The sequence below is a fragment of the Hominilimicola sp. genome (genome assembly GCF_046972485.1).
Taxonomy (GTDB): domain Bacteria; phylum Bacillota; class Clostridia; order UBA1381; family UBA1381; genus Hominilimicola; species Hominilimicola fabiformis.
Genome location: NZ_JBKVWU010000201.1, coordinates 1 through 2313, shown reverse-complemented (window position 1 = coordinate 2313; position 2313 = coordinate 1). Strand labels below are relative to the sequence as shown.

The following is a 2313-nucleotide window of genomic DNA, read 5'->3' as shown; positions in this document are numbered from 1 at the left end:
GCCTGATACTTACCGTTATAAATAAGTGTGGCGTCTGATGAAATTTCTGCGGTATTTGTCTTTGAAGTGTTTTCATCTTTGAAATATTCAATGGCTGTGTTGCCGTTCTTTGTTGTAAGTTTTGAGAATAGCTCTGATGAGATTGTCAAATCATTGTTTTGATTTTGAATAGGCATTGCAAGAATAACCGATTCATCGTTTTTACCCTCGTTTTTCACATAGTAAGTTACGTTGTAACCTAATAGATTATTCATATTGTAGGCTGTTTCGTAAGTTTTGTTGTCAATTTTGATTTGTCCCTTTGCAAGTGATGATGAACCCGTAAGGGAAGTGTTTTCTATTGCTGTGATACGACCTGTATCTTTTGTGACTTTTAACTTGTCTTTTAAAAGGGTTTTTTCTGTAATTTCGTATTTGCCGTCAGAACCGAAACCTGTTTGTTCCATTAGTTTTGATTCAAGTGCGTTTGTTGTAAGGTATGCAACGTTACCTCTTGAAATTTTGTCTGAATATGAGCCTTGAACATTCTTTGCAAGACCGTTTGAAGTACCGGTTTTCATATATCCGTGAGGATAACCGCCGTTTTCTTCGGCTGATACCGTATAACCTGTTGCACGAACCATTATAGTCATTGCCTCTGCATATGAAATAGGTGCGTTAGGTCTGAAATTACCGTCACCGTCACCCTCGATAATGCCTTGAGATACTGCAAGGTTTATATAGCCGTTAGCCCAGTGTTCGGCTGAAACGTCGTCAAACACAGTCTGACCTTTTGAAGATTCTGCCGCATCTTCGAGTCCAAGTGCGTGTATTGCCATTTTGGCAACTTCAGAACGAATGATGGTATCATCAAGTCTGTAAGCACCGTTTTCGTCACCGACCATAATGTTAAGTGCCGAAAGAATTTGTACAGGCTCTTCGTAACGTGTACCTTGTACGTCAGCAGGAATAGCCGCCATACTTACAGGAACACAGGAAAGAACTGTACTTGTCGCAACTGCGACAGATAAAATCTGCTTTTTTAAATTGTTCATTTAAAAATTACCTCCTTTGGGGTTGCCCCTTATCCTAAATAGCAAATGGGTGAATTGTTATCAACCACAAGTGAGATAATACAGTATAAGACAGTAAGTTTCAAGCTGTAATATTTGACAATGTGAAAGGTTTTTGGTCTATATTATAGAAGTAAATACGTTTTCTTCTCAATAATTAACATTACGAAAGTTAATTTTTTGTTAATTTTTGTTTAAATCGCAAAAAGCTATTGCACAAATAAAACTGATATGTTAAAATTGATATATGTAAACCAATGTTATGTTTGGAAAAGGAGAAATTATAATGAAAAGAGCAATAAAAACAGCGTCGGCAATATTGCTTGCACTTGCTATGACAACACCTGCATTTGCGGCACCGACAGATACAGATACTACAACAGATACACCTATTGCTACACCTACAGCAGCACCGTCAACATCAACTCGCTTTACTGATATTAACAGTGAAGAATTTGCTTGGGCAAAGTCATATATTAATGATATGGCGGGCAAGGGCTTTATTTCGGGTTATGAGGACAATACATTCAGACCTGACAATGATGTAACAAGACTTGAGGCATTGTCGCTTTTCGCAAGAGCAATGGGTTCAAATGATTCTGCCAATACTGAATTATTGGAAATCGCACACGATAAGTTCGACAGTGTTATAAAAGAGTACGGCTTAAAGTGGGGTACTGATGAAATCGCATATCTGATGTATAAGGGTGCTTTGAAGAAAACAGACCTTGATACATACCTAAAAGATGATGAAAAAGATACACCGATGAAACGTTATGAGGCGGCTATAATCATAACTAAGGCAATGGGCGGCGAAGAAAAAGCACTTTCAGAATTGGGTGTAGTGCTTGATTACACAGACGCACGTGAAGTACCGTCAAATGCTATTCAGTATGTGTCTTATGCAACAGACGCTGGAATTATGGAAGGTATGGGAGAGGGCCTATTCTCACCTAATACAGCCGTTAAGAGAAGTCAAATGGCAGTTATGCTTTCGAGAACTGTAGACAAGACAAACTATACATTTGAAAAGAATAAGATAACAGCTGTTGATACCGAAAACAAGACAATCACGGCAACAAATTCAAAAGGTAAGGAAACTCAATACACATATACAGACAGTACAGTTATAAAGAGCCTTGGTGACGAAATACAAGCGTCAAGACTTGTTTCGGGTGTTGAGGCAGTGTTCGTTAAGTCGGGTAATACACTTGTAAGCGTTGACACTGTATCAAGTGAACCGGACAGAACAATCACAGGC

At 38.4% G+C, this 2313-nt stretch carries 2 protein-coding genes; one reads left to right on the top strand and one right to left on the bottom strand.

What is annotated here, in order from left to right:
* On the bottom strand, positions 1 to 1034 hold a 1034-nt coding region (locus ACLTU0_RS11755), incomplete at its 3' end, for an S-layer homology domain-containing protein (RefSeq protein WP_412322627.1).
* A gap of 304 nt (positions 1035 to 1338) precedes the next feature.
* Here ACLTU0_RS11755 and ACLTU0_RS11750 point away from each other — a divergent pair.
* Positions 1339 to 2313 (top strand): S-layer homology domain-containing protein (locus tag ACLTU0_RS11750; RefSeq protein WP_412322626.1); only part of this gene is annotated, 975 nt, incomplete at its 3' end.